Annotated in this window: 12 protein-coding genes and 1 tRNA gene; 6 read left to right on the top strand and 7 right to left on the bottom strand. The window is 68.0% G+C overall.

Annotated elements, in window-relative coordinates; all coding sequences use genetic code 11:
- Window positions 1-124 precede the first annotated feature (124 nt).
- Together DQP58_RS00685 and DQP58_RS00680 are read right to left on the bottom strand one after the other, a co-directional pair.
- A complete protein-coding gene (locus DQP58_RS00685; RefSeq protein ID WP_112706657.1) occupies window positions 125-1,027 on the bottom strand; it encodes a DMT family transporter in 903 nt (300 codons plus the stop codon).
- A 77-nt stretch (window positions 1,028-1,104) separates the two neighbouring features.
- Complete coding sequence (locus DQP58_RS00680) at window positions 1,105-3,462, bottom strand: MMPL family transporter (RefSeq protein ID WP_112706597.1); 2,358 nt, start codon at window positions 3,460-3,462, stop codon at window positions 1,105-1,107.
- 345 nt (window positions 3,463-3,807) lie between these two features.
- Here DQP58_RS00680 and DQP58_RS00675 point away from each other — a divergent pair, with 345 nt between their 5' ends.
- The 4 genes from DQP58_RS00675 to DQP58_RS00660 all read left to right on the top strand — a co-directional run bounded on the left by DQP58_RS00675 (window position 3,808) and on the right by DQP58_RS00660 (window position 7,647).
- Complete coding sequence (locus DQP58_RS00675; protein WP_112706596.1) at window positions 3,808-5,046, top strand: GNAT family N-acetyltransferase; 1,239 nt, start codon at window positions 3,808-3,810, stop codon at window positions 5,044-5,046.
- Between the two features lie 236 nt (window positions 5,047-5,282).
- Window positions 5,283-5,358, top strand: a tRNA-Lys gene (locus DQP58_RS00670).
- A gap of 143 nt (window positions 5,359-5,501) precedes the next feature.
- Window positions 5,502-5,768 (top strand): hypothetical protein, encoded by a 267-nt coding sequence (locus tag DQP58_RS00665; protein WP_112706595.1) that lies wholly within the window; start codon window positions 5,502-5,504, stop codon window positions 5,766-5,768.
- Window positions 5,769-5,907: 139 nt separating this feature from the next.
- Complete coding sequence (locus tag DQP58_RS00660; protein WP_112706594.1) at window positions 5,908-7,647, top strand: DUF3556 domain-containing protein; 1,740 nt, start codon at window positions 5,908-5,910, stop codon at window positions 7,645-7,647.
- Here DQP58_RS00660 and DQP58_RS00655 read toward each other — a convergent pair.
- Window positions 7,634-7,861, bottom strand: a complete 228-nt coding sequence (locus DQP58_RS00655; protein ID WP_112706656.1) for a DUF3618 domain-containing protein — start codon at window positions 7,859-7,861, stop codon at window positions 7,634-7,636. The two genes, DQP58_RS00660 and DQP58_RS00655, sit on opposite strands and share 14 nt — an antisense overlap.
- 105 nt (window positions 7,862-7,966) lie before the next feature.
- Here DQP58_RS00655 and bcp point away from each other — a divergent pair, with 105 nt between their 5' ends.
- Window positions 7,967-8,440: a thioredoxin-dependent thiol peroxidase gene (gene bcp, locus DQP58_RS00650; RefSeq protein ID WP_112706593.1), complete on the top strand. Its 474-nt coding sequence runs from the start codon at window positions 7,967-7,969 to the stop codon at window positions 8,438-8,440.
- A gap of 276 nt (window positions 8,441-8,716) precedes the next feature.
- Here bcp and DQP58_RS00640 read toward each other — a convergent pair whose 3' ends face one another.
- Window positions 8,717-10,081: a cytochrome P450 gene (locus DQP58_RS00640; RefSeq protein WP_112706655.1), complete on the bottom strand. Its 1,365-nt coding sequence runs from the start codon at window positions 10,079-10,081 to the stop codon at window positions 8,717-8,719.
- 176 nt (window positions 10,082-10,257) lie between these two features.
- Between DQP58_RS00640 and DQP58_RS00635 the strand changes: the two genes are divergently transcribed.
- Window positions 10,258-10,812 (top strand): DUF3060 domain-containing protein, encoded by a 555-nt coding sequence (locus DQP58_RS00635; protein ID WP_112706592.1) that lies wholly within the window; start codon window positions 10,258-10,260, stop codon window positions 10,810-10,812.
- 13 nt (window positions 10,813-10,825) lie between these two features.
- On the opposite strand, the gene DQP58_RS00630 is transcribed toward DQP58_RS00635, so the two are convergent.
- The 3 genes from DQP58_RS00630 to DQP58_RS00620 all read right to left on the bottom strand — a co-directional run bounded on the left by DQP58_RS00630 (window position 10,826) and on the right by DQP58_RS00620 (window position 21,920).
- Window positions 10,826-12,151: a dipeptidase gene (locus DQP58_RS00630; RefSeq protein ID WP_112706591.1), complete on the bottom strand. Its 1,326-nt coding sequence runs from the start codon at window positions 12,149-12,151 to the stop codon at window positions 10,826-10,828.
- 87 nt (window positions 12,152-12,238) lie between these two features.
- Window positions 12,239-12,637 (bottom strand): holo-ACP synthase AcpS, encoded by a 399-nt coding sequence (gene acpS, locus DQP58_RS00625; RefSeq protein WP_066862574.1) that lies wholly within the window; start codon window positions 12,635-12,637, stop codon window positions 12,239-12,241.
- A 25-nt stretch (window positions 12,638-12,662) separates the two neighbouring features.
- Complete coding sequence (locus DQP58_RS00620; protein ID WP_112706590.1) at window positions 12,663-21,920, bottom strand: type I polyketide synthase; 9,258 nt, start codon at window positions 21,918-21,920, stop codon at window positions 12,663-12,665.
- Window positions 21,921-22,358: the final 438 nt, after the last annotated feature.

Raw genomic sequence — 22,358 nt, 5'->3', positions numbered from 1 at the left:
TAGCTGCAGGCATTCTAATGGCATCTGCCGACACTCCCGTGCCACATGAGCCGGGGCGTCCGTTCGGTGTCATCGCCGCAATGAAATCGTCATTTCCGGCGCGGCCAACAGCCAGCGGCGCCGACTACGCCGGCAAGTTGGACTCTTCGTCCAGTTCGGCGTCGCCCCTGTCGCGGGCGCTGGCGGCCTCGACGCGGGCGAGCTTGATGATGGCTGCCGTCATCACCAGCGCCGCTGCCGTCAGGGCGATCATGCCGGCGCGACCGGTCTCAAGCGTCTCACCAAGGACGACGACGCCCAGCACCGCCGCGACGACGGGCTGTGACACCTGCAGCGTGGGCATGGACGCGGTCAACGGGCCCGCCCGAAACGCCGCCTGGCTCCACACCACGCCGCCCAGGGCGACAAGGATGCAGGCGTAGAGCTCCGGGGCGCGCATCACCGCGGCTGGACCCTCGCCCAGCCGAGCGACGACCTCCTTGGTGAGCGCCGCAATGGTGCCCCACAACGCCCCGGACACCAAGGCGAACAACATGGCGGCCAGCGCGCCGCCCCGAAGACGACCGGCCACCACACAGCCGATCAGGAGCGGCCCCAACACGATGGCCACCACCGCCCAGGTGCGAAGCGATGCGCCGCTATGACCGGCCTGCGGATTGCCGACGACGACCACCACCGTCACCGCGGCGGTCAACAGCGCGGCCCACACCCATTCGCCTGCGGTGACGGCCCGGTGCGACAGCCTGGCGTTGAGGGGCAGCGCGAAGAGCACCGAAAACATCAGCAGCGCCTGGACCAGTAACACCGACCCCACGCCCAAGGCCGCGACTTGCAACGCAATGCTCGCCGCCAAGAGCAGCGTGCCCCACCACCACCGTTGGCTGCGAAGCAAATTGGCGAACAATTCGACGGAGCCCACCGCCCGGTCGGTGATGCGCTGCGCCGTGCGTTGCTGCAACACGTCGCCCGTGGCAATGCACAACGCGGAACTCAACGCGAGGAGAGCGGCGATCAGTGTGTGCGACATGAAAATCTCCGTCGGTGTCCGGCATTTCGGACTTCGCGGTATTGCAAAACCATTGTTGTGCAACGCATATTCGCGGGTCAGGTGCGCTCGGCGCTGGCCCTGTCGGCCCACCGTCTGGTCAATGACCGGCCCCCGTTCGGAGCGTCACGGGCCCAGCGTCCCCGCCCCACCGCGACCTCGCCCTCTTCACCGGTTGCGGATCGCTCCCGCAGCCACACCAACGGCCGTGGGGCCCACCACGTCCAGCGGCCCAGCAGGTGAATGAAGGCCGGCACCAAGACCATTCGGACCAGGGTGGCATCGACGAGCACGCCGAGCGTCAAACCCAGGCCCAGCATGCGCATGAACGACACGTGCGCGGGAATCAAGGCGGCGAAGGAGATCGACATCACCACGGCGGCGGTGGTAACCACCCGGCCGATCCCGGCGATACCCAGCGCCGTGCTCTCGTCGGTGGCGGCGCGCGCCTCGGCGGCCGTGGGCGGCGTCTCCCGGGTGGCCTGCGAGGCCAACCAGTATTCGTGGATGCGTGAGACCAGGAATACCTCGTAATCCATGGCCAGCCCAAAGGCGATGCAGAACAACAACACTGGGATATTGGCGTTCAACGTCCCGTTGGGTGTGGTGCCCAGCGCGCCCAGGTGGCCGTCTTGGAAGATCCACACCATCGCGCCGAATGCCGCGGTCAGTGACAGCACGTTGCACACCAGCGCCTGCAGCGGCAGCACCGCGCTGCCGGTCAGCAGAAAGAGCAGGGCAAAGGTGATCACGGCGATCAGCGCGAACACCAGCGGCAGTCGCTTGGTGATGGCGTCGACACTGTCGCGGTTGATCTGCGCAAGACCGGTCAACAGCACCGAGTGGCCGGCCGGCCCAGCGACCTGATGCAGTCGGTCGAGTTGGATGTTCGAAGCCTTCGAATAGAGCGGCGCGGTGCTCGACACCGTCAGAAGCGCGGCGCCGTTGGCCATGCCGGTGGCCTCCGCGGGCGGTGCCACCCGTCTCCCGCCCACGAACGTGCCGGCCGGCGCGCTGACCGCGGAGACGTCGGCCACCCGGGACAGCTCGGCGGCGTAGCGCTCCAGGTCGGCGGGGGTCATGCCGCGGGCGTCGGGGACGACGACGGACACCCCGGTGCCTAGCCCGTTAGCGAAATCGTTGTCCAGCATGTCGGCAACCTGGCGCGCAGACGCCCCTTTGGGCAGCACCCGCTCGTCAGGGAAGCCCCATTTCACCCCGAGGAACGGCGCACCGAGCAACAGCAGCAACACCACGACACTCAGGCCGACCGACATGGCGTGGCGCAACACGTAGCGCGTCGACCGGTACCAGAACTGTGTCTCGAGCGGCTGGTGCGCGTGGTCGCGGAACGGCCGCTGCCCGTGCAGCACGCGATGCATCACCCGACGGGCGTTCAGTGAGTCCAACCGCGGCCCCAGCAGCACGATCGCGGCCGGCGTCACCACGACAGCGGCGAGGGCCACGATGATCGCGGTGACCACGATCGTGTAGGCCGACGACTTGAGGAAGTACATCGGGAACAGCGCCATCACGGCCATGGACAGCCCGACGGTTGTGGCCGAGAACAGAACGGTTCGGCCGGCCGTGGCCATGGTCCGAAACAACGCCTGGTCCCGGTCCTCGGTTCGGGCCAGCTCCTCGCGATAGCGAGTGATGATCAGCAGGTTGTAGTCGATCGCCAGGGCCAGGCCCATGGCGATGCTCAGGTCCAGCGCATACGTCGACACGTCGGTGACGTAGGTGATCAGCCGCAGCACCGACATGGTGCCGACGATGGCCAATGCGCCCAACACGATCGGCAGCGTCGCCGCCACCACACCGCCAAGCACCCACACCAGCACCGCGAAGCTCAACGGAATCGCGATCGACTCCATCAGCATCAGGTCGCGCTGGTTCTGCTGATTGATCTGGGCGTACGCCACGGCCATCCCACCGGCGCGAACGGTGACGCCATCCCGGTCGTGGACCACCTCACGCATGAGCGTGCTGGCGTACTCCTGGGCCTTGTTCTCCCCGCCTCTCAGGTCGGCCACGATCATCCCGGACTTGTTGTCCGTGCTGACCAGCTGGGCCGCGGTCTGGGGCGGCGAGGTCCACGCCGAAGAAACGTCGATGACCCAAGGCGATCGTTTCAGGTGGTCGACGATGTCGGTGCCCACCTGGCGCGCCTTGTCGCTGCGGGCGCCCGTGGGCGCGGTCAGCGCGATCAGCATCTTCTGGTCGGTTTGGCCGAACTTGTCCTTGAGCAGTTCGGTCGCCCGCGCCGATTCCGAGGTCGGGTCCTGGAATCCGCCGGCCGACAGCCTGTTTACCACCGGAATCCCGAAGATCCCGCAGACCACCAGGACGAAAACGGCGGCCGCTATGATGCGTCTGGGCGCCGCGATGGCAATTCGAGCAATTCCTCGCAGCACTGGCGTCCTTTCTTTATCCGGCGCCTCCGGCCTAGCTCTATACCCATACAGGGATCGTTTGACGCCCCTCGGCACTCATTTCCGCCGATGCGTCGGAGACGCACGCGCGGTTTATGTAACAGTAAGACGGTCGCGTCAGCGCAGATGATTCCGTCACACCGGTGATCCGCCTTACACCCTTGCTCCTACTATGACGGCTTGTGGGCGGCGTCACCAATGTCGTTGCGACGTTTCACCACCCCGGACTCGGGTACCGAAGAAGGGCGGCATTCCAGTAAACGAGCTTTGTTGGATTCGGCATGCACATCGCGAATTCAGCTGGGCCAGTAGCGAATTGGATGAGCGATGAATGCACCAAAGGACGCCCTCAGGGTCAAGCATCCGACCGAGAAGGACTGGCAGGCCGTCTACGAGAACCAGGCGCGCGCATATGGGATTGCCGTGGACCCGCACGACGTCGCAGCCTGGACGCGGCGGGTCAACCTGCAAGACATCCTGATCGCCGAAGACATGTCCGATCCGGAAAAGCCGCACCTGGTCGGAACTTCCCTTTACTACCCACTACGGCTCACCGTGCCAGGGGGCGCCAGTCTCGACGCCGCCTGGCTGTCGATGATCGCAGTCGCGGCGACGCATCAGGGACAAGGAATCTGGCAACAGCTCAGCATCCAGGGCTTCGCAATATTGCAGGAGCGTGGTTATCCCATTCTTTGCGGCGTTCCCACGCAGCCAACGGTTTACGAAATCCTTGGGGCCGGGGTGGCCAGCTATGCCAGGACCTACGACATCGAGCCGCGGTTCACCCAGCTGCGCAACAAACCCGACCGAAATCGGGCTCGTGAGGTCGACGCATCCCAGGCGGCACGCCTGCTGCCCCCGCTCTATGAGCGGTGGCGCGCCATCACTCCGGGTGCGCTGAGCCGAGATGATGCGTGGTGGGACGACATCCTCGAAGACAGGATCACCCAGCGGGACAACGGATCGACGCTCAATTTCGTCGTTCATCCGGACGGTTTTGTGACCTATCGCGTCGTGGGAGCGTCGCCGCACGCCTATCGGCGGCCATTCGGCAGCGTGATCGTCCAAGACTTCTGCGCGGTCACGAACAAAGCCCACGACGAACTGCTGGCGACTCTGGTGGGCTCCAAAACGTTCGACAACATCGTGATGGAGGTCCCGGTCGATGACCCGCTCCCACTCAAACTCAAAGACCAGCTCGCCGCGAAAACGATAGGCATGAGCGATTTCCTGTGGCTGCGAATCATGAACGTGCCCGCCGCGCTCGGCGCCCGCGGTTATTCTGCCGACGCCGACGTGGTCCTGGACATCACGGACCCGCTCAGCGTCGCTGGTGGACACTTCCGGCTGCAGACACGCAATGGTGTCGGCGAGTGCACACCGCACGCCGGGCCCGCGGACGTCCAGATAAGCCTCGGTGATCTGGGGACCATCTACATGGGGGCACACCGCCCATCGGAACTTCACCGGGCGAACCGCATCACGGAACTGCAGCCGGGCACGCTGCGCACGCTGGACGCCGTGTTCGCCACCGACCGGGTGCCCTATTGCGGCACGCTCTTCTGATAGCCGTTCAGGTCGCCAATCAGGTTGCGGCGAAAACTATTCGAAGGCATTGCGGGTGGCGCGCCTAACCGCGGTGACGCCGACCCCAGTCGTGCGGGTAATGCTCGAGGCGAGCCGGACGGCTCCGAACCAAGCGGATCCCCCGCGGCCTAGCGGCTATCCTGGGAAACGGTCGGGATTTCACTGGACGGCAAGACGCCTGTTATTGTCGCCTACGCGGTCTCGGCCGTTTAGAAGCGCCGTTAGCTCAGTTGGTAGAGCAGCTGACTCTTAATCAGCGGGTCCGGGGTTCGAAACCCTGACGGCGCACCAGCTCACCGAGTAGTTCAATATTTGGTGGCTTCTCCACTTCAATGGGGGGTTCACCCGATGGGTAGCGATCTCCGAGCAATCCCTTTCCCGGCGATCGCGCGGGTCCTACCATCGCTGCGTGTGGGGTTTTTCAGAAGGCACTTGTGAAAACTGACCTGAAGTGGGTCGAGCCCTTCGAGGGCCACTATCACGCCAACATCGACGACCGCAGCGAATACCGGGTCCACGTGGTCTCGACGGGCGGCTTTCGCGCCGAACGGGTGGACGACGGCTTCGTGCACCACGACCTGGGCCGGGCCGGCACCGCCGCCGAAGCACAGGCGATCTGTCAGGACCTGCACACCAGGGCCCTGCGCCGCGCCGCGTGGGAGGCCTACATGGCCGAGAACGACCCGCCGGGCTGGGAGTGACCCCGTCAGCGGTTGACCGGAATTTTGCCGCCGTATCCCACCGCGAAAGCCCCTCCTGCAGGTAATTTCTTGCTGGCACCGATCGGCGCCAGAAGCGCCGATAGGCCCCCTTGGGACAAGCTGCGTCGAAGGAGCTGCAATGGGGTTCATCCGGCCCAACCTGCCCGTCGTCGACATGGCCGAGTGGACCACCCGCTCCCGCGCCGAACGGATCGTGCCGATGGCGCGCCACATCGCCGAGCACGGCTTCGGCTCCCCGCTGGTGATGCACGTGATGTACGGCGTGAAGATCGCGCTCTACGTCCTCGGCGGTTGGCTCTTCGCGTGGTCGACCTCCGGCATCGGCGGCTTCACCCACGTCGGCGAATGGTGGTCGGAGCCGATCGTGTTCCAGAAGGCCGTCCTCTTCACGATGTTGTTCGAGGTCGTCGGCCTCGGTTGCTGCTTCGGGCCGCTGGCGGGGCGCTACTTCCCCCCGATGGGGTCGATCCTGTACTGGCTGCGGCCCGGCACCATCCGGTTGCCGCCGTGGCCCGACCGGGTGCCGTTGACCAAGGGCAGCAACCGAACCGCGTTCGACGCGTTGCTCTACGGCGTCCTGCTGGTGGCGCTCCTGACCGCGCTGGTGTCTGACGGCGCCGGACCGATTCCCGCGCTGGACACCACGATCGGTGTGCTGCCGTGGTGGCGCACCGTCGCGATTCTGGCGGTGCTGGCCGTGCTCAGCTTGCGCGACAAGGTGATCTTCCTGGCCGCGCGCGGCGAGGTGTACGCGCCGCTGGCGCTGACGTTCCTGTTCGCCGGGGCGGACATCATCGTCGGCGCCAAGGTCGTGTTCATGGTGATCTGGCTGGGCGCGGCGACCTCCAAACTCAACAGGCACTTTCCGTTCGTCATCTCGACCATGCTGGCGAACAATCCGTTCATCCCCTCGGGGCCGCTCAAGCGGTCGATGTTCAGACACCACCCCGACGACCTGCGGCCCAGCGCGCTGGCGGGATTCATCGCGCACTTCTCGACCGCGGTGGAGGGCCTGGTACCGCTGGTGCTGGTGTTTTCACACGGCGGCTGGCCGACGGCCGTCGCGGCGTTCGTGATGATCGTGTTCCACCTCAATATCCTGCTGGCCTTCCCGATGGGCGTGCCGCTCGAGTGGAACGTCTTCATGATCTTCGGGGTGTTGTGGCTGTTCGTCGCGCACGCCCGCCTGGGCCTGTCCGACATCGCCCACCCGTTGCCGATCGCCGTCCTGTTCGCCGTCATGGCCGGCACGGCCGTCGTGGGGAACCTCTATCCGCGTAAGGTCTCGTTTCTGCCCGGCATGCGCTACTACGCCGGCAACTGGGACACCACCCTGTGGTGTGTGCGGCCGTCGGCCGACGAGAAGTTCCGCGTCGGCTCCCGCGCCCTGGGCCCGATGCAGCACCTGCAGCTCGAGCGGTTGTACGGCAGCAAAGAAGAGACCCTGATCCCGCTGCACCTGGCCCTGGCCTTCCGGGGAATGAACACCCACGGGCGCGCGCTGCTCACCCTGGCGCACCGGGCGATGGCCGACTACGACGAGGACGACTACAACCTGTGCGAGGGTGAAGTCCTGTGCTCGATGGTGCTGGGCTGGAATTTCGGCGACGGCCACATGCACAACGAATGCCTGATCGAGGCGCTGCAGCAGCGGTGCGGGTTCGAGCCGGGCGAGGTGCGCGTCGTGATCCTCGATGCCCAGCCCATCCACCAACAGCGGCAGGAATACAGGTTGGTCGACGCCGCGACGGGCGAATTCGAACGCGGCTACTGCGACGTCGACGACATGGCCACCAATCAGCCCTGGGCCGACGACATTCCGGTGTACGTCCAGACCGGGCGCGTCACCGATTCCTGACGCGGCGCACCGCCACCACCACGACGAGGGCCCCGACCCCGGCCAGCGAGGCCAGCACCACGGGCTTCTGCACGAATCCGATCACCCGGATCTTGAGGTCGTCGGCCAGGCGCCGAGGATTGGCCCGCTCGGCAAGCGAGTCGACGGTGGCCGCCAGCTGGTCCCGGGCGACGTCGATGTCCTGCTTGATGGCTTCGGGGTCCCGGTCCGCCACTGTGTCCTCCAAGTCGCCCACTTATCCGGCTCATGCACCTGCCCGAACTACCCTAGATCAGCTGGCGGTAACCCCGACGCTCCGGTGAACAGAAAGGGCCCCACCTTGACCGAGACCACGCGGCTTGCACCGGGCGACAAAGCGCCCTCCTTCAGCCTGCCCGACGCCGATGGCAAGAAGGTATCGCTGGCCGACTACAAAGGCCGACGCGTCGTCGTGTACTTCTACCCGGCCGCCTCGACGCCCGGATGCACCAAGCAGGCGTGCGACTTTCGCGACAGCCTGGCCGAGCTCAACGAAGCCGGCCTCGACGTCATCGGCATCTCCCCCGACAAGCCGGAGAAGCTGGCCAAGTTCCGCGACGCCGAAAAGCTGACGTTCCCGCTGCTGTCCGATCCCGACCGCAAGGTCCTGACGGCCTACGGCGCCTACGGCGAAAAGCAGATGTACGGCAAGACGGTCACCGGCGTGATTCGCTCGACTTTCGTGGTCGACGAGAAGGGCAAGGTCGCCGTCGCGCAGTACAACGTGAAGGCGACCGGCCACGTCGCCAAGCTGCGCCGCGACCTGTCCGTCTAGTGGCGATCGCGAGCGCGGCGAAGCCGGGCGAGGCGGGTCGCCGCCATCGGGTCTAGTGGCGATCGCGAGCGCGGCGAAGCCGGGCGAGGCGGGTCGCCGCCATCGGGTTTAGTGGCGATCGCGAGCGCGGCGAAGCCGGGCGAGGCGGGTCGCCGCCATCCGGTTTAGTGGCGATCGCGAGCGCGGCGAAGCCGGGCGAGGCGGGTCGCCGCCATCCGGTTTAGTGGCGATCGCGAGCGCGGCGAAGCCGGGCGAAGCGGGTCGCCACCATCGGGTCTAGCCGATGACGGCGGCCTCGTGGTACTCGGTGATCGGCCGCGCGATCCCCTGTTCGTCGCAAACGCGCTGCAGTTTGGCGAGCGTCTCATCTATCCCCGGTCCGAGGCGCTTGCCGGGCGTGAAGGTGGCGGGCAGGTGCTGCATGCCCTGGATCACGCCGATCGTCGGATAGTGCACGGTGCCCTCGGGGTCGCAGCGGTAGTCGGGCATCCGATCGAGCACCGCCGTAAGCATCGACTTGAACACCACCCGCGCGACGTTGGAGCCGATGCAGCGGTGGATGCCGAGCCCGAAGCTGAAGTGCCGGTTGTTCTTTCGGCTCAGGTCTAGGCGGTTCGGATCGGGGAACACCGCGGGATCGCGGTTGGCCATCGCCCAGGACAGCCACAGGCGATCGCCCTCTTTGAACCGCGTGCCCGCTATTTCGAGGTCGGCGGCGATCGTGCGGCCGTCGCCGGGAGCGGGCGTGAAGTATCGCAAAAATTCTTCGGTCGCCGAGTCGAGCAGGGTTTCCGATTCCCGCCTCAGCAGCTCGCGTTGCTCGGGATTTTCGCCCAGCCATTCGAGCGCGTGCGCGGTCAGCGCGGTCGTCGTGTCAAAACCGCCGCCGATGATGAGGCCCAGCATTCCGAGCAGTTCGGCGTCGGGGGCGGGTTCGCCGTCGATCTCCAGCCTCGCCAACGCGTCCACAATGCCGGGCCGCGGGTTCTCGCGAATCTCGAGGAGGTGGTTGAACAGGTCGGCCCCCATCGCCATCGTCTGTTCCAAAACCCTTGGGGCGTTCGGGGAATCGGCGGGCGTGTAGACATTGGCGTGCGCCGGCTCGCAATACAGCTGCCACTTCTTCAGTGGAACGCCCATCATCGCCAGGGTCAGGACCGCGGGCACGACGTTCGCGAGATCGTCGACGAAGTCGATCCGCCCGGCTTCGATCTTCTCGTCGATGCTCGCCCGCACGATCTCGTCGACGAACGGCTTCCAGCGCTTGACGGCCGCCGGCGACAGGTAGGGGTTGAGAATGCTGCGATAGGCGGAGTGCTCGGGTTCGTCCATCTCGAGCATGCCGCCACGGACACCGGTGCCCTGCGGCAGCGTCGGGATCGTGATGCCCTTGTAGCCGGTGCCTTCGCCCGTGACGTCGTGGTCGTTGGACACCTGCGGGCAGCGCGCGAGCTCGAAGACCTCCCGGTTGCCCGCTGCCACCCAATGCCCGTCGTAAGTGTCGGTCCACGCCAGCGGACACTTGGCGTGCATCTCCTCGGTGATCGCGGTGAACCGCTCGCGGTACTCGGGGGTGTGGCGATCGAAGTGGTAACGGTTGGTCTTGCGGGCGTCTCCGGTCAGGGTGTTTTCCGTACTCACGGTGGCGTCTCCTGCGGACGAGTGGCTGCGTCTAGAGCAGTATGCGACGAGACCGTCGTTCTCGTTCAGCATTCGGGGGGCCAGTTCGGATCGGCGTCCGGCTTCGCCTGGCCGTGGAAAGTCGCGGCTTCGACGTGACACCTCCAAAACTCGACCGCAGAGCGGATCATTGAGCGATGGACCCGGAAGAAGACCCGGAGAAGCTAGACCCTGAGGAATACATACGCGAGCTGGAGCGCGGCGCCGCACGACCACCGGGGAGCCCTCCTCAGCCGTCCGGAACGTCCAAAAGCGGCCGGGATGGCGGGCGTGCACTCGGTGGGACCTGGTGGCAGCGGATCAGAGGCCTTGCGGGGCTGGCGAACACGCCCCGAGGTTGGATGGTGTTGGGGGGTGCGTTCGCAGCTGCGTTCGCGATCGTAGCCGTCGCGGGTAACTACTCCGGCACCACCGTGCACGGCAATCTCACCATGATCAATGGCGGGGCGAAGGACACGATCGACTGCAACGACGGGAACCTCAGGCTCGAAGGTGACAACAACACCTACACCGTCACCGGCCACTGTCGCAGGCTTGACGTCGCCGGCAGCGCAAATCATGTCACCGTCGACAGCGCCGACGTCATTAGTGTTTTCGGCGATGACAACGCGATGATCTATCACTCCGGCTCACCGACAATCAACAAGACGGGAAACAACAACGTCGTGGCTCAGGGCCAAGGCACCCGATGAAAGGTGCGTCCCCCTAGCCCAGGTTGGCCAGCAGCAGCGCCTCGGCGATCGCCGCACGTTCCAGCACGCCCAGGTGCAGGCTCTCGTTGATGCTGTGGGCCTGCGTCGCGGGGTCCTCCACGCCGGTCACCAGGATCTTGGCCCGCGGAAAGGCCTCGGCGAACTCGGCGATGAACGGGATCGACCCGCCCATGCCCATGTCGATCGGGTCGGTACCCCATGCTTGCCGGAACGCCTGGCGGGCGGCGTCGTAGACGCTGCCGCTGGCGTCGATGGCGTAGGGCTCGCCGATGTCGCCGCGGGTGACGCTGACGTGCGCGCCCCACGGCGCGTGCCGTTGGAGGTGGGCGGTCAACGCGTCCAGGTGCCCCGCCGCGTCACCGCCCGGCGCGACGCGCATGCTGATCTTGGCCCGCGCCCGCGGAATCAGCGTGTTGGACGCCTTTTCGATGGGGGTGGTGTCGATGCCGATCACGGTGATCGCGGGCTTGGCCCACAGCCGCTGCGGCGCCGAACCCGACCCGATCTCGGACACGCCGTCCAGCAATCCGGAGTCGGCGCGTACCCGCTCGGGCGGGTAATCGACTGGGGCGGCGGTGCTTTCGTGCAGGCCGGCGACGGCCACGTTCCCGTCGTCGTCGTGCAGGCTGGCCAGCAGCCGCACCAGGGCGCTGAGCGCGTCGGGCACCACCCCGCCCCAGATGCCGGAGTGCAGGCCGTGGTCGAGCGTGGCCACCTCGACCACGCAGTCCACCAGGCCGCGCAGCGTGACCGTCAGGGCCGGGACTTCGGTGCTCCAGTTGTCCGAGTCGGCGATGACGATGACGTCGGCGGCCAGCGCATCGCGGTGCGCGGCCAGCAGCCGGCCCAACGACGGCGACCCGGATTCCTCCTCGCCCTCGACGAACACCGTCACGCCCACCGGCGGCTGCCCGCCGTGCGCCCGAAATGCCGCCAAATGTGTTGCGATGCCAGCTTTGTCGTCGGCGCTGCCACGGCCGTAGAGCCGGCCGCCGCGCTCGGTGGGCTCGAAGGGCGGCGAGAGCCATTGGCCGCGGTCGCCTTCGGGCTGCACGTCGTGGTGTGCGTACAGCAGCACGGTCGGCGCGCCGTCCGGCGCGGGATGGCGCGCGATGACCGCCGGCGCTCCCCCTTCGCTGACGATCTGCACATCGCCGAAACCGGCCTGCGCCAACAGATCCGCGACGGCCTGCGCGCTGCGATGCACCTCGTCGCGGCGGCCGGGGTCGGCCCACACCGATTCGATGCGCACCAGGTCTTCCAGATCGCGCCGCACCGACGGCAACACCGCGCGCACGCGCTCAACCAGATCGCTCATGGGATCGAGGCTAGTCGGCCCGCGGCGAGCGTCACGCTGGCGTGACGTTCGCCGCCTATTGCCACGCTGGCGTGACTCTCGGCGAGGCTAGTCGGACGTCGTCTCCAGGATCGCCACCGCGGCGGCGGTATCCCCTTCGTGCGTCAGCGAGACGTGAATCGTCACGTCGGCCAGGTGTTTGGCGATGTCGCCGCTCAGCCGAACCCGTGGGCGGCCCCACATGTCGGTGACCACCTCGATATCGCGGTGGATGTCCTCCGGCAGCACGGGGCGCTGGGCGAACCGCGATCCCGACCACGCCTTGATCACCGCCTCCTTCGCCGCCCACCGGGCCGCCAGGTGACGCGCCGCCGACGAACTCTTGTCCGAGGCATCGCGGCGCTCACCCGGGGTGAACGTCTCGGAGAAAACGGTTCCCGGCTGGTCGACCTGCTCGGCGAAATCAGGGATGGAGACGAGATCGATCCCCACACCGACAATTCCCATGGGTCGCCAGGCTAACGGACCGACGTCATCCGGCAGAGACCTGGTAGGCGTCGCCGTCACCCAGGCGCGAATCCGGGTTCAACAGCATCGCGGCCTCCTGACGCTTCTCCGACTCGTCATGGTCGAAGCGACGGTTCGGCGGCCGCTCGTACATCGGCGCGCCACCGGCGATCGCCGACGCCAGCCGCCGCTGACCGGCCAGCACGCGCGCATCCGCGCGACGCTGGTAGTCCGCACGCTGCTGCGGGTCGAGCGCGGCGACGAACGCCTGCGGATGCACCAGCGCAACCAAGCCCGAAACATGGCCGAACCCAAGGCTGGTCACCAAGCCCGCCTTGAGCGGGAATTTCTCGCCCAGGCGCAGGGTCTCGCGCACCCACACGAAGTGGGCCGAGCCGGCCAGTTCGTCGTCGACGCAGTCCAGGCTGCGGTTCGGTGGGATCACCCCGTCACGCAGCATCTGGCACAGGCCCATCATCTGGAAGACCGCCGCGCCGCCCTTGGCGTGCCCGGTGAGGCTCTTCTGCGACACCACGAACAGCGGAGCCCCCTCGGAGCGGCCGAGCGAATCGGCGAGCCGCTCGTGCAGCTCGGTCTCGTTGGGATCGTTGGCCAACGTCGACGTGTCGTGCTTGGAGATCACCGCGATGTCGTCGGCGGTCACCCCGAGCTTTGTCAGCGACCGCGCCAGCGCTGAATCCTTGCCGCCGCGACCGGCGCCCAGCGCGCCCAGCCCCGGCGCCGGGATCGAGGTGTGCACGCCGTCGGCGAACGACTGCGCGTAGGCAACCACGGCCAGCACCGGCAGACCCATCTTCAGCGCCAGGTCGCCGCGCGCCAGCAGGATGGTGCCACCGCCCTGCGCCTCGAGGAATCCCAGCCGGCGACGATCGTTGGGCCGGGAGAACTTCGAGTCGTGGATGCCGCGGCCGCGCATCATGGAGGTGTCGGCGGTGGCTGCCATGTCACCGAAGCCGATGATGGCTTCCAGCGTCAGGTCGTCGAATCCACCGGCGACCACCAGCTCGGCCTTGCCGAGCCGGATCTTGTCGACGCCCTCCTCGACCGACACCGCCGCGGTCGCGCAGGCGCCCACCGGGTGGATCATCGCGCCGTAGCTGCCGACGTAACTCTGAATGACATGTGCGGCAACGACATTCGGCAGAACTTCTTGCAGGATGTCGTTCGGCTTGTTCCGGCCGAGCAGGTTGCCGTGATACATCGTCTGCATCGACGTCATGCCGCCCATGCCGGTGCCCTGCGTGCTGGCCACCAGGCCCGGGTGCACCCACCGCATCAGCTCGGCCGGGGTGAATCCCGACGACAGGAACGCGTCGACGGTCGCGACGATGTTCCACAGCGCCACCCGGTCGGTCGAGCTGGCCATGTCCTGGCTGATGCCGAACACCGTCGGGTCGAACCCGGTCGGGATCTGCGCGCCGACGGTCCGCGACAGCTTGGTCTTGCGCGGCACCCGAATCTCGGTGCCCGCCTTGCGGATCACCTGCCAGTCGCTGGAGTCGGGCACCGGCCGGATGATGGTGTGTTCGGGATCGAACTCGACGAAGGCGCGCGCGTCGGCCTCCGAGGACACCACGAACGCGAAGTCCTTGTCCAGGAACACCGACACCAGCAGCGGCGACGCGTGATCGGGGTCGATCGCGCCGTCGTCGACGAATTCGCGGATGCCGCAACGCTCCACGACGGAGTCGTGATAGCGCTCGACCAACTCGGACTCGTCGACCAGGTCACCGGATTGCGTGTCGTACCAACCGGGTTGGGGGTCGTCCTCCCAGCGGATCAGGCCGGTGGTCCAGGCCAGCTCCAGGACGCCGGCCGCCGACAACTCGTTGTCGACCTCCATCTCGAAGCGGGTCCGCGACGAGCCGTAGGGCCCGAGCTCCGCGCCACCGACGATGACCACCAGGTCGGCCGGGTCGACGTCGAGGTCCGCCCATTCCGGAGGCGGCGCCGGGGTGAAGCCACGCGGCGGCGACGGCAGCGCGGCGATGGTGCCCTCGGCGGCGGCCTCGTCGGCCGCTTCGTCCGATGCCGACGTGGCCTGCTCCCGGGCCTTGGCGGCCAGTTCGGCCATGTCGAGGTTGGCCTCGCCCAGCCCACCGGTCAGGTCCGCCTTGATCGGCGCACCCGCCGCGGCCACCTTCGACTCGACGTCGCAGAGCGACAGCAGCATTGCCGCCATCTCGTCGGTCGAGTAGGTGGTGACGCCGGCCTCCTCGACCGCGTCCACGATCGCGTCGTTGTGGCCCATCAGCCCGGTGCCGCGGGTCCACCCGATCAGCGCGTGCGCCAGACTGACCCGGGCCGCCCAGGAGGACTCGGCGTGCCAACGACTCACCAAGGCGTCCAGCGCCGACTTGGCCTCGCCGTAAGCGCCGTCGCCGCCGAACATTCCGCGGTTCGGTGAGCCCGGCAGCACGACGTGCAGCCGGGACGCGATGTCACGCTCGGCGCCGATCTTCGACAGCCCACCGATGAGGCGCTGCACCGCCCACAGCAGCACCTTCATCTCCATCTCGGAGCGAGAGCCGGCCTCGGACAGGTCGCCCGCGACCCGCGGTGCGGCGAACGGGAACAGCAACGTCGGGGTCTGCGCGTCCTTGATGTGAATCGACTGCGGCCCAAGGCTTTCGGTCTGCTCAGTGCCCACCCATTCGACCAGCGCGTCGATGTCGGAGTAGGACGCCATGTTGGCGGCCACCACCCACAGCGCAGCGCCATACCGGGCGTGGTCGCGGTAGAGGCCGCGGTAGAACGCGAGCCGCTCGTCGTCGAGCTTGGACGTGGTGGCGATGACGGTGGCCCCGCCGTCGAGCAGCCGCCCGACGACCGACGCGGCGATCGAGCCCTTGGAGGCACCCGTCACCACGGCGACTTCGCTGCTGTACTGGCCCGGGTCCGGGTTCTCGGCGCCGGCCGCGATGCGGCCGTACAACGACGCGTGGATCTGACGACCCGCGGACAGCGCCTTGCCCTGCCACCAGGTGGCCTGGGTGGCCACGACATGGCCTGCGCCCTCGAACCTTTGGGACAGCTCCACCCACCGGGCATCGATGTCGCCCTCGTCGGTCAGCCACAGCTTGACCAGGTCCTCGCGTGCGCTGGCCCACCGGTCGTCGAACAGCACGGCCTTCTTCGGCTCGAAGACCGGTGCCACCAGCCGCGGCCAGTCGGCACCGAGTTCGGCGGTCACCAGGTCGATGAGCTCGGCGTCGGTGGCCGCCGGCGACGCGCTGACCGGGTCGTCGAGGCCCAGCTGATTGAGCACCAGGCGCGCCGCCGAGGCCAGCACGCCGTCGCGGCCGGTGATCTGTTCGGTGAATTCGCCCAGCGCGGCGGCGTCGATGGTCGCACCGCCGCCGCCACCGCCCGAAGACGGCAGCGCCACCGCGATGCCGCGCCGCGCGGCGACGGAGGCCACCGCGGCGTCGATCACCTTGTCGACAGAGGCGGCGTCGGCCAGTGCGCCCTCGTGCAGGTGGCCCATGGCGCCACCCCGGACACTGGTGCCCTCGCGGGTTCCCAGCGCGACCTCCACGGTGACGTGCTTGGCCCAACCGTCGCCGAGCTCCCAGGTCTTCTTGACCCGCTCGGCGATGGCGGCGGGCCGCTTACCCGAAGGCCCCAGCACGGTGCGCAATTGATCGTTGATTGCGTCGGAAAGCACTGGGCCGTAAGGCTTGTAGGTGCGCGCCAGCTTGGTGACCTGCGCGCGCAGCCCGGCCAGGTCGGCTTCGGCGGCGCCGTCGATGGCGCCCAGGTTCAGCTCCGAGCCCAGGTCCACCAGCAGCTGGTTGCGTCGCGACGACGCGCCGTCGGTGATCGATTCGATGGAGTCCAGCTCCTCGATCTGGTCGATGCGCATCTTGGCCGACAGCGCGATCAGCGCCAGCGTGGCGTCGGCCGCATCGAACCCGATGTCGTCCGGCCGAGCACTCGACGGAGCTGCGGCGCCAGCCGGAGCGACGGCGGGGGCGACATTAGGCAGGGGCGCCGCCTCCGCCGGGGATGCGGCGGAATCATCCGCCGCCGGCTCGTCCTCGGGTTCCGGCTCGGGGTCGGTGTCGGTGGCGAACAGCACCGCGGCGTCGCGCTCGGCGTTGAGCACTTCGACTGTGCTGTGAGCGTATTCGGGCAGCTTGAGGGTGTTGGTGGCCAGGCCCGCGACGGTCGGGGCGGACTTCACCCCGATCTCGACGAACCGCTCCACACCCAGGCCGCCGGCGGCCTCCTCGGTGAACAGCAGGTCCTGGGTTTCGATCCAGCGCACCGGGCTGGCGAATTGCCATGCCAGCAGCTCGATCAGGACGATGCGGGCCATCTCGATGCGGCGCTCGGCGAGCCAGGTGTCGTAGTCGGCGAGGATCGGGTCGAGCGGCTCGGCCGGCACCAGGTCGCGGATCTCCTGGATGAAGTCGCGGTCCAGGGTGAACGGACGCGGCACCAGGTTCGGGATGTACCGGCCGATGATGACGTCGGGATCTTTGTCGCGCGGCATGACCCGGTCCAGCGACCGCCGGAACTCCGCCACACCGACCCGCAGCACGCGCGAGTGGAACGGCACGTCGATGCCGGGCACCAAGATGAATGAGCGCTTGCCGCCGGTGATCTCGCGGCGCCGCTCCACCTCTTCCTCGAGCGCTTCCAAGCCGCGCACCGTGCCGGCGATCGCGTACTGGGAACCGCGCAGGTTGAAGTTGACGATCTCCAGGAATTCGCCCGTGCGCTCGGCGATTTCCGCGACAAAACCCGGGACCTCGTCGTCGGGCAGGTCGATTTGCGACGGCCGGATCGCCGCCAGCCGGTAGTTGGACCGGCCCAGCTCGTCGCGCGGCACGATGTCGTGCATCTTCGAGCCGCGATGAAACACGGTCTCCAGCAAGGCTTCCAGCTCGTAGATGCCCGTCACGCAGGCCAGCGCGGTGTACTCACCGACGGAGTGACCGCAGGCGATCGCGCCCTCCACGAAGGCGCCCTGCTCGCGCATCTCGGCGACCTGCGCGGCGGCCACCGTGGCCATCGCGACCTGGGTGAACTGCGTCAGGTACAGGACGCCCTCGGGGTGGTTGTAGTGCACACCGCTGGCGATGATGCTGGTCGGGTTGTCCCGGACCACGTGCAGGACCGAGAAGCCGAGGGTGTCGCGGGTGAACTTGTCGGCCTTGTCCCACACCTTGCGGGCGGCCTTGGACCGGGCCCGCACGTCCATGCCCATGCCCTTGTGCTGAATGCCCTGGCCGGGGAACGCGTAGACAGTGTGCGGGGCCGCCAGGCGGGCCGTCGCCGACATCACCAGATCCGATCCGACCTTGGCGGCGACCTCCAAAACCTCGGCGCCCTGGTCGATTCCGACGCGGTCGACGCGGAACGCGACCTCGTCGCCGGGGCGCACCATGCCCAGGAAGCGGGCGGTCCAGCCGATCAGCCGCGCCGGGGGGCGGGTCTGGCCATCGGTGGCGGTCACCGCATGCTGGGCGGCCGCCGACAGCCACATGCCGTGCACGATCGGCGATTCCAGGCCGGCCAGCAGCGCGGCGGCCCGGTCGGTGTGAATGGGGTTGTGGTCACCGGAGACCACCGCGAACGGACGCATGTCGACCGGAGCGGTGATGGTGACGTCGCGGCGGCGCCGACGCGGGGTGTCGGTCGCGTTCGGCGAGACCGCACCACCGGCGCGTGTCGGGTCGGTCAGTTCGGCGGGGCCGGTGCGGCCCAGGATGGCGAAACGTTCGGCAAGGGTGGCGATCACCTGACCGTCAGTGTCGGCGATGGTCGCCGAGACGGGGACCACACGTCCCATTTCCGTGTCGATGGCCGCCGAAGCCGTTGCGGCGATGGTCAATTGGGATCGGACCGTCGGCAGGCTGCCGACCATGTGGGCGGCGTGATCCAGGTGCACCAGGCTCAGCAGGCCCTCGACGACCGGGACGCCGGCATCGGTGACGGCCGAGCCGATCGCCGAGAAGACGGCCGGCCAGCACGGCCCGACGAGCGCGTCGGGCACGGTGGTGAGGCTGGGCGCCAACGGTTCTCCGAAGGTGGCCGTGACACCGGTGTGGTCGGCGACCCGCTCGGGGTCCCAGTCGACGGTGACGGTGGCCGTGCCGTCGGTGACCGCGGGCAAGAAGTCCGGGCCGTCGACGCCGGCCGCGATGGCCAGCACCGCCCGCATGGCCGTGGCGGCGTCCTCGGTGGAGACCACCGGGGTGGCGCCGTCAACGGTGTTGGGCGGCAACGTGAACGGGATGTCGATCCAGGTGCCCGAGACGGGCACACTGAGGACGACGCGGTCGCCTTCGACCTGCAGCCGCGCCCCGGTGGTCGAATGGGTGGCGCGGCGGCTCTCGGGTCCGTCGTGCACCAGCCACTCGGCGGGGTCGGCGATGCGATGCACCGGGTTGGTCGCGGTGCGGCCGGCCCACTGGACGTCGGGGGCGTCCAGCACGACGGCCAGCGGCCCGGTGACGTCGGCGCGACCGGTCCGGCGTGACGTGACGGCCTTGGGCTCCAGTCCGGCGGCGAGCGCCTCGTCGATGGCCGCCTGCTCGAAGCGGTCCAGTAGCTCACCGACGGGCTCGTCCATCCGGGTGATGCCGGCGACGGCCGCGGTGCCCGGGATGATGCAGACCTGGTCGGCGTCGTAGCGGGCGTCGTGCGCCTGCCACAGCGAATCGCTGCGCCACCAACGCCGCACGTCCTTATCGATCACCGGCACGAAGTTGACCGGCTTGCCTGGCGTCTTGCACAGGGTGACGAAGAACGGCACGTCGGCCGGGTGCAACTGGACCGTCTCGGCGTCGGGGTAGCGGTCGAGCAGCAGGTCGATCGCCGCCTCGGGGTTCTCCAGCAGGGCCTCGTCGTTGTACAGCGTCTCGATCGGCCCGAAATCCTGTGGGGCCAACCGCGCCTCGGCGCGCTGCAGCATCTGCTGGAAACGGTCGCGCCAGGTGTCGGCCAGCCACGGGCTGCCCGGCGAGGCGGTGTCGGCGGTGGAATCGCCGTCGCCGATGGACAATTCGACGTAGCGCTGCAGCCATTGCAGGTAGGTCATCTCACCGACATCGCCGAAGTACGGCTTGGCGGTGTTGGCCATCGCGGCGATGATCTCGTCGCGGCGCTCCGCGACGGCGTCCGCGTCGCCGGCGACCTCGTCGAGCAGCCGGCCGCACCGCGAGGCGCTGTTGTCGATCTCGTGGATGTCCGCGCCGAGCTGGCTGCGGCTGGATGCCATTCCGCCCGAGGCTTTTCCGGCTCCGATCCACTGGTCGGTGCCCTGGGTTTCGACCAGCATGCGCTTGACCGACGGCGAGGTGGTCGCTTCCTTGGCGGCCATCGCCGCGGTGCCGACCAGGATGCCGTCGATGGGCATCAGCGGGAAACCGTACGCCTGCGCCCAGCGCCCGGACAGGTATTCGGCCGCCCGCTCCGGCGTGCCGATGCCGCCACCAACGCAGACGGTGATGTTGGGGCGTGACCGCAATTCCGAGTAGGTCGCCAGCAGCAGGTCGTCGAGGTCTTCCCAGGAGTGGTGACCACCGGCGCGCCCGCCCTCGATGTGCGCGATCACCGGCTTGGTGGACACCTCGGTCGCGATGCGGATCACCGAGCGGATCTGCTCGACGGTGCCGGGCTTGAAGACGACGTGACTGATGCCGACCTCGCCGAGCTCCTCGATCAGCTCGACGGCCTCCTCCAGATCCGGGATTCCGGCGCTGATCACCAGGCCGTCGATGGCCGCGCCGGACTGGCGCGCCTTCTGCACCAGCCGCTTGCCGCCGACCTGCAACTTCCATAGGTACGGGTCCAGGAACAGTGCGTTGAACTGGTAGGTGCGGCCGTCCTCGAGCAACCCGGCCAGCTGCTCGACGCGGTCGGCGAAGATCTCCTCGGTGACCTGCCCGCCACCGGCCAGCTCGGCCCAGTGCCCGGCGTTGGCCGCGGCGGCCACGATCTTGGCGTCCACGGTGGTCGGGGTCATGCCGGCCAGCAGGATCGGCGAGCGGCCGGTCAGCCGGGTGAATTTCGTCGAGAGCTTGACCCTCCCGTCGGGCAGGCGAACCAGCGTCGGGGCGTAGCTCGACCACGCCCGCGCCACCTCGGGGACGGCCCCGACGGTGAACAGGTTGCGCTGACCGCCGCGGGTGGCGGCCGGCACGATGCCCACCCCCAGGCCGCGGATGACCGGCGCGGTCAGCCGGGTCAGGATGTCGCCGGGGCCGAGGTCAAGAATCCAGCGAGCGCCGGCGTCGTTGACCCGGGTGATCTCCTCCACCCAGTCGACCGGACGCACCAGGATCGATTCGGTGAGCTGGCGAGCCAGCTCGACGTCCAGGCCGACCTTCTCGGCCCAGCCGCCGACGATGTCGATGCCGTCGGCCAGCCGGGGCGTGTGGAAGCCCACCTCGACCTGCACCGGATCGAAGACCGGCGAAAAGACGTCACCGCCGCGCAGCTTGTTTTTCCGGTCGGCCTCTTCCTTCTCCGAGATCTGCTGGCAGTACAGCTCGAAACGGGACAACTGTTCCGGGGTGCCGGTGATGACGACCGAACGGCGGCCGTTGCGGATGGACAGGACGGGCGGCAGGACGGTGCGCACGTCCTGCGCGAACTCGTCGAGCAGCCGGCCGATGCGGTCGGGGTCAACGTTGGTTACCGACACCATCGGCGGGCGATCGCCGAGCACCGAGATTCCGCGCCGGCGGGCCACCAGGGTCCCGGCCGCGCCGATCAGCTGGGCCAACGCCAGCAGCTCGACATCGCGGGCGCCCCCGGCCTTGAGCGCCTCGACGGCGAGCACGCCCTGGGAATGTCCGGCCACGGCCACCGGAGGCGTCGCCTTGAGGTCCATCCCTTGGCGCGCCAGCGCGCGCACGGCCGCGATCTGGGTGAGCAGCACGCCCGGTATCGACACCGCGGCCGAGGTCAGGTGCTTGTCCGAGGGGACCGGATCTTCGGCCGCCAGGGCACGCACCCAGGTCAACGGCTCGAAACCGATCGGGCGGACCACGATGAGCTCCTTGGCCACCGGCTCGAGGACCAGGTTCACCTCACCGACCAGCGTTGCCAGGTCGGATTCGATACCGGCCGACGACACCAGCTCTTCGAGGGTTTCCAGCCAGGCGCTGCCCTGGCCACCGAATGCGACGGCGTAGGGCTCGCCGGCCGTCAGGCGGTCGACAAGGGCGTGGGTGTCCCCGGCCTGTGGGACCTTGCCTTGGCCGTTGCGGTCAGCGGACACCCGGTCGTGCTCGTGGATCGTCACCTTGTCTGTCTCCCCTGTATGCGTCTTTAGGTCTCGTCGTCTGGCGGTCACCACCGCCTGGCGGGCTTGGCGTCGATGCGGCGTGGTTCAGCGTCGAATCACTAGCCGGGAAACGGCTGGCCGGTGCGTTGTCGGCGGACCGCCCGAGTGGTGCACAGCGGCGCGACGGACTCCATCGGCTGTACTAAGAGTGTCATAAGGATCGGCGCTTGTTTCGCGTGCTGATTGGTTACTGGTGAGTTCTACGCATGGGTAACCGTGTCCTGGGTAACACGGGGTTTCACCGACGGCGCGGACCCGATTAACAAACCCGCTGCGTGCAGGTGGTTACGGTCGAGTAGCTATAACTGCGCAGATCAAAGCAGTCTTGTTATCGAATCGTTACATAAAAATTTTGGGCCACGGAGTGCCGTCACGGCGCCCTTGGCGGCATCGGAC

It is taken from the genome of Mycobacterium colombiense, assembly GCF_003284975.1.
GTDB classification, from domain to species: domain Bacteria; phylum Actinomycetota; class Actinomycetes; order Mycobacteriales; family Mycobacteriaceae; genus Mycobacterium; species Mycobacterium europaeum_A.
Note: the sequence above shows the minus strand (reverse complement) of the source record. Positions and strands in the feature narration are given on the sequence as shown.

Coding starts and splice junctions, on each gene's coding strand:
- DQP58_RS00685 (WP_112706657.1), bottom strand. CDS start 1,027: ATGTCGCACACACTGATCGCCGCTCTCCTCGCGTTGAGTTCCGCGTTG.
- DQP58_RS00675 (WP_112706596.1), top strand. CDS start 3,808: ATGAATGCACCAAAGGACGCCCTCAGGGTCAAGCATCCGACCGAGAAG.
- DQP58_RS00660 (WP_112706594.1), top strand. CDS start 5,908: ATGGGGTTCATCCGGCCCAACCTGCCCGTCGTCGACATGGCCGAGTGG.
- DQP58_RS00635 (WP_112706592.1), top strand. CDS start 10,258: ATGGACCCGGAAGAAGACCCGGAGAAGCTAGACCCTGAGGAATACATA.
- DQP58_RS00630 (WP_112706591.1), bottom strand. CDS start 12,151: ATGAGCGATCTGGTTGAGCGCGTGCGCGCGGTGTTGCCGTCGGTGCGG.
- acpS (WP_066862574.1), bottom strand. CDS start 12,637: ATGGGAATTGTCGGTGTGGGGATCGATCTCGTCTCCATCCCTGATTTC.